The organism is Streptomyces sp. LS1784 (genome assembly GCF_020103755.1).
Taxonomy (GTDB): Bacteria; Actinomycetota; Actinomycetes; order Streptomycetales; family Streptomycetaceae; genus Kitasatospora.
Genome location: NZ_JAHSQD010000589.1, coordinates 1 through 4,919 on the forward strand (window position 1 = coordinate 1; position 4,919 = coordinate 4,919).

The 4,919-nt window shown below is 73.0% G+C and carries 5 protein-coding genes; 3 read left to right on the plus strand and 2 right to left on the minus strand.

All coding sequences use genetic code 11. From position 1 onward, the window contains the following. The first annotated feature begins 220 nt into the window (after positions 1-220). Positions 221-874, plus strand: a complete 654-nt coding sequence (locus KS423_RS38375; protein ID WP_224284364.1) for a C39 family peptidase — start codon at positions 221-223, stop codon at positions 872-874. A gap of 19 nt (positions 875-893) precedes the next feature. Here KS423_RS38375 and KS423_RS47700 read toward each other — a convergent pair whose 3' ends face one another. Beyond that, positions 894-1,745: a hypothetical protein gene (locus KS423_RS47700; RefSeq protein WP_263455686.1), complete on the minus strand. Its 852-nt coding sequence runs from the start codon at positions 1,743-1,745 to the stop codon at positions 894-896. 266 nt (positions 1,746-2,011) lie between these two features. Between KS423_RS47700 and rpe the strand changes: the two genes are divergently transcribed. After that, on the plus strand, positions 2,012-2,695 hold the full coding sequence (gene rpe / locus KS423_RS38385; RefSeq protein WP_224284365.1) for a ribulose-phosphate 3-epimerase: 684 nt from the start codon (positions 2,012-2,014) through the stop codon (positions 2,693-2,695). Positions 2,696-2,916: 221 nt separating this feature from the next. Here rpe and KS423_RS38390 read toward each other — a convergent pair whose 3' ends face one another. After that, complete coding sequence (locus tag KS423_RS38390) at positions 2,917-4,176, minus strand: Ig-like domain-containing protein (RefSeq protein ID WP_224284366.1); 1,260 nt, start codon at positions 4,174-4,176, stop codon at positions 2,917-2,919. 322 nt (positions 4,177-4,498) lie between these two features. On the opposite strand from KS423_RS38390, the gene KS423_RS38395 reads away from it, so the two are divergent. Beyond that, positions 4,499-4,919: helix-turn-helix transcriptional regulator (locus KS423_RS38395; RefSeq protein ID WP_224284367.1), on the plus strand; the 421-nt coding region annotated here is incomplete at its 3' end.

Below are 4,919 nucleotides of genomic sequence, written 5' to 3' on the forward strand. Positions count from 1 at the left end.
GAGCGGCGCCGGGAAGCGGGACGGCGGGGCCGTGGGGGACGGCACGGCGGGCGCGTAGGCGGCGGTGGCGGTGCGGCGGCGGGCGGCCCCCGTGATCTCCGCCGCCATCTCCGTCGTCGGCGTGATCACGTGAGGCGGGCCGGTCGGGCGAGTGCCTGAGTACGGGTACTCAAGGAGTGTCGTGAGTCGTCCGGGCGCCCCGGTGTGGGAGCGTCGGGGGATGGTCGATCAGGGCGGCGCCGCGCGGCCGGCGCGGGTGGTGCACGAGGTGCCGTACCGGGCGCAGTGGGAGTCCGCGGAGCTGGTGCGGGCCATCGTGGACGGCGAACTCGACGCGGCGCGGGACCCGCGCTGGGGGCAGTCGGGGGCGGCCAGCCCGGAGGAGTACGCCTGGTGGTCCTGGCGGCTGTGCGGGGTGGCCTGCCTGCGGATGGCGCTGGAGCACTGGTGGGGGGTGACCCCGACGGCGATGGCGCTCGCGGCCGAATGCGTGGCGGCCGGCGCGTACCTGCGGGACGGCGAGAGCCTGCGCGGGCTGGTCCACGCGCCGTTCGCCGACTACGTCCGGCACCGGTGGGGACTGGCCGCGCAGGCACGGGAGTTGACGCCCGGGGAGGTGTCGGCCGAGGTGACCGGCGGCCGGCTGGTGATGGTCTCGGTGCACCCGTCGATCCGGGAGCCGTACGGGCCGGAACCGGTGCGGCGCGGCGGGCACCTGGTGCTGGCGGTGGGTGCCACGGACACGGCGCTGCTGATCCACAACCCGTCCGGGTTCCCGGGGGAGTCGCAGGCCTTCGCGCGCGTGCCGTGGCGGTCGTTCGGGCAGTTCTACGCCGGACGGGGGATCGTGCTCGGTCCGCCCGGGGCGTCCTAGCCCTGACGTCGCGGACCCGTCACCGGGTGTCCGGCAGTCCCATCGGGTTGACCGGCAACTGGCTGCGACAGAGCGCCGAGATCGGCTTCAACGCCGCGGCCAGCCGGTCGAGTTCGGCGCGCGGGTAATCCTCCCAGACCCGGGCGGCGGCCAGGTCGGTGGCCGCCTCCAGGGCCTGGTGGCGGATCCGGCCGAGCTCGGTCACCGAGCCGGCCGCCGTCAGCCAGCCGCGCTCGACCAGGCGTTCGGCGGCCGCCTCCCACTCCGCGTCCGTCCACCCGCGCAGCGGTTGGATCATCTCGCGCCGCATGTCCATCGCGCAGCGGACCACCAGCGCCTCGCAGCCGTCCAGCCCGGCCGCCACCAGGGCGGCCACGTGGCCGTCGCCGCGGTGCTCGCGCATCACGGTGGCGGCCTGCCAGAGCCGTTCGTACAGTCCGCTCGGGCGGGGCAGCGCGGCGTTGGCGGCGGCCAGGACCCTGCCTGCGCAGTCCAGCCGGGCGGCGGCCTGTTCCAGGGTCTCGGCGACCAGCTCGACCTGGTCCTTGTCCACGTGCTCCAGCAGTCGGCCCAGGATCGTCGCCGAGGCCTTCAGCCTGGCGGTCAGCGCCTCCTGAGGACTCGCGTGGTTCCACACCTCCGGCAGGGCGCGCTCGACCATCGCCGGGGCGAAGTTGAAGAACGCGGCGGTCACCGGCGCGGCGTCCACCGCGCCGAGCGGGGCCGAGCGAGTGCCGAAGTAGCCGTGCAGGCGGCCCTGCAGACCCGCCTCCTCGAAGGCGGCGCGGCCCTCGGGCAGGAAGTAGGTGACGGCGTGCACCGGCTCGAAGAGCCACCACAGCGCGCGGGCGGGGTGGACGAGATCGGTCATCGGGAGACCTTCCTCGGACGGAGCTCCGGGCGGGCCGGGGAGCTCGGCTGGTCGGAGCGGCCCGGCAGGAGCCGCGGCGGGTGCGTGGACCGCACAAGGGCTGATGACCACGGCGACGGCCCCGGTAACCCCGGAAGGGGTGTGATGACGGTCACGTGGAGGCGGTGCCGTGCGGTCGGCGCAGATGCGGCGCGGGATGATGGGATGAGGTGCCCGCTCCGGGGGCGCCCAGCCCTCGCACAGCCCTCGCACGAAGGTAGTCGGTCATGGCCCAGATCAACCCCAGCATCCTGTCCGCGGACTTCGCCCGGCTTGCCGACGAGGCCGAGGCCGTCCGGGGTTCCGACTGGCTGCACGTGGACGTCATGGACAACCACTTCGTGCCCAACCTGACCCTCGGCGTCCCGGTGGTCGAGTCGCTCGCCCGCGCCACCGACATCCCGCTCGACCTGCACCTGATGATCGAGGACCCGGACCGCTGGGCCCCGCAGTACGTCGAGGCCGGAGCCGGCTCGGTCACCTTCCACATCGAGGCCGCCGCCGCGCCCGTCCGGCTCGCCCGCGAGATCCGCGCCAAGGGCGCCCGCGCCTCGATGGCGCTCAAGCCCGGCACCCCGATCGAGCCGTACGAGGACCTGCTGCCCGAGCTCGACATGGTGCTGATCATGACCGTCGAGCCCGGCTTCGGCGGCCAGGCCTTCCTGGACATCATGCTGCCGAAGATCCGCCGCACCCGCGAGCTGATCGCCAAGCACGACCTGGAGATCTGGCTCCAGGTGGACGGCGGCGTCGCGGCGAACACGATCGAGCGCTGCGCGGAGGCGGGCGCGGACGTGTTCGTGGCCGGCTCGGCGGTGTACGGGGCCGAGGACCCGGCCGAGGCGGTCCGCAGCCTGCGTGAGCTCGCCGGCAAGGCGACGGCGGACGCCTGGTGGGCCTGCGGGCACTGAGCCTGCCGCTGCCGCAGCCGCCGACCGCCGGATGGCCGGGCGCGGATGGAGGAACGTCGCACCGTGACGGATGATCGGTGACGACGAGCCCCTCTCCGCCCGGCCTTCCTCGTACGGTGGTGGAACCGCGCGCCGCGGGCCAGACCCTTCGCCGCCGACCAGGACTGACCCGCCGTCGGCCGGGCTGCCCGTCACGGGCAGTGTGAACGAGCGGACGGGGTCTACCAGCTCGCCCAGGGGAGGTTCCAGCCGCCGAGCCCGTTGTCGGGGGCGACGGTCTTCTCCTTCGTGTTCACGACCGTGACGACGTCGCCGATCAGCGAGCTGTTGAAGAACGCCCCCGCGGCGGAGGTGTCGCTGCCGCCCTCCGTGTCCTTGAGCGCGACGCAGCCGTGGCTGGTGTTCGCCTTGCCGAACGGGTCGCCCTTGTACCAGTAGTTGCCGTGGAGGTAGGTGCCGCTCCTGGTCAGCCGCATCGCGTGCGGGACGGCGGGGATGTCGTACTCGTTGCCGAGGCCGACGGTCTGGGAGTTCATGTGGGTGACCTTCTCCTTGGACATGATCACCATGGTGCCGCCCCACGACGGGTGCTTGTCGTCGCCGAGCGTGGCGGGCACGGTGGTGGTCTTGCCGTCCCGGACGATCGTCATCTGATGCGTGGCGGCGTCCGCGGTGGAGACCTGGGAGCGGCCGATGCTGAACGGCTCGTCCTTGTCGACGTCGCCCCACACGCCCGGGGCGACCTCGACGTTCTTCAGCCGGTAGTGGATGGTGACCTTGGTGCCCGGCTTCCAGTACTCGGCCGGGCGGAAGTCCAGCCGGTTGTCGTCGAACCAGTGGCCCTTCACCTCGGTGCCGTTGTCCGTCTCGAAGGTGATCGCCTTGGCGACGGAGTCCTTGTTCACGATCTTCGTGCTGAAGTCCACCTTGACGATCATGCCTACGCCGTACGTCTGGCCGTCGCCGACGTTGTCGTTGGTGGACACCTGCTTGTCGGGCGTGAGCGTGGTGAAGGCGGAGGTGGACGCGGCCACCAGGCCGTCGGCGTCCGCCGCCTGGGCGTTCACCGTGTACGCCGTGCCGGGCGTGAGCGCGGCGGAGGGCTTCCAGCCGGTGCCGTCCGGGGTGATCGAGCCCGGGACGGACTTGCCGTCCTTGTCGGTCACGTCGACGGTGGTGAGCTTGCCCTTGGAGACGGACACCCGCAGAGCGTTCGGCGCGACGCCACGGGCGCCGTCCTTCGGTTCGACGTCCAGCACCGCGGCCGACGTCCTCGGCGCATTCGCATTCGCGGTCCCGGTCCCGCCGGGGGCGGCGGAGGCTGCGGCGCCCGCTGTCCCGGCCGCTTCACCGCCCTTGCCCTGGTCGTTCCCGCAGGCCGCGGTCATCAGCAGTACCCCGCCCATCGTCAGTGCCACCGCGCCGCGGTTGAAGCGGTCGGTGGTGCGTATTGCGGCTCGGGCCGCCCGAACAGTGCTCACAGTTGCTCCCTCTCGGTGTTGGCCGCCAGCTTGTCCGCCCGCTCGTCCCGGCCACAACGGCAGGCCTGCGATCAGGGACCCGGGGACGCCCGTACATGCTCTGAGCTGGGAAGACGTAAGCTTCCTGGGACGCGTTCGCGGGACGGGGGAACCGCAGGACGGCGTGCCGCGTGCTTGTCTGCCGAAGCTCGCGTCATGGTCATCCGGTCGCCGGGGGACGGGACGGCGCCGAGCCCGACCGCCGGCAGCGGCCGGAGACGGGGCGCGGTCACGACGGGCGTCACGAGCGGGTGAAGAAACAGTGCCGAAGGGAATCGGGAAGTTGAGGGAGACGGACGAGGTCGCGCAGCTGCTGCGGGAGCTGAAGAGCCGGTCGGGGCTCAGTTACGGCGCGCTGGCGAAGCGGCTGCACCTGAGCACGTCGGCCCTGCACCGCTACTGCAACGGCGATGTGATGCCGACGGAGTTCGCCCCGCTGGAACACTTCTCGCGGCTGTGCGAGGCGACGCCGCAGGAACGCGTCGAGCTGTACCGGCTGTGGGTCATCGTCCGCGCGGCGCGTGGGAACAGGCCGCCCGCCGCCCCCGAACCGTCGGCGCCGCCCGCGCCTCCGGCGATATCCGAACCGCCGGCGCCTCCGGCGGTACCCGAACCGCCCGCGCCTCCGGCACCGGCACCGGCACCGGAGCCTGCGCCGGAAGGCGCCGCCGAGGCCGATCCGGCCCTCGATGTCACCCGCCCCG

Bases quoted from the DNA above. Each gene is read 5' to 3' on its own strand.
- KS423_RS38375 (WP_224284364.1), top strand. From the start codon at position 221: ATGGTCGATCAGGGCGGCGCCGCGCGGCCGGCGCGGGTGGTGCACGAG.
- KS423_RS47700 (WP_263455686.1), bottom strand. From the start codon at position 1,745: ATGACCGATCTCGTCCACCCCGCCCGCGCGCTGTGGTGGCTCTTCGAG.
- rpe (WP_224284365.1), top strand. From the start codon at position 2,012: ATGGCCCAGATCAACCCCAGCATCCTGTCCGCGGACTTCGCCCGGCTT.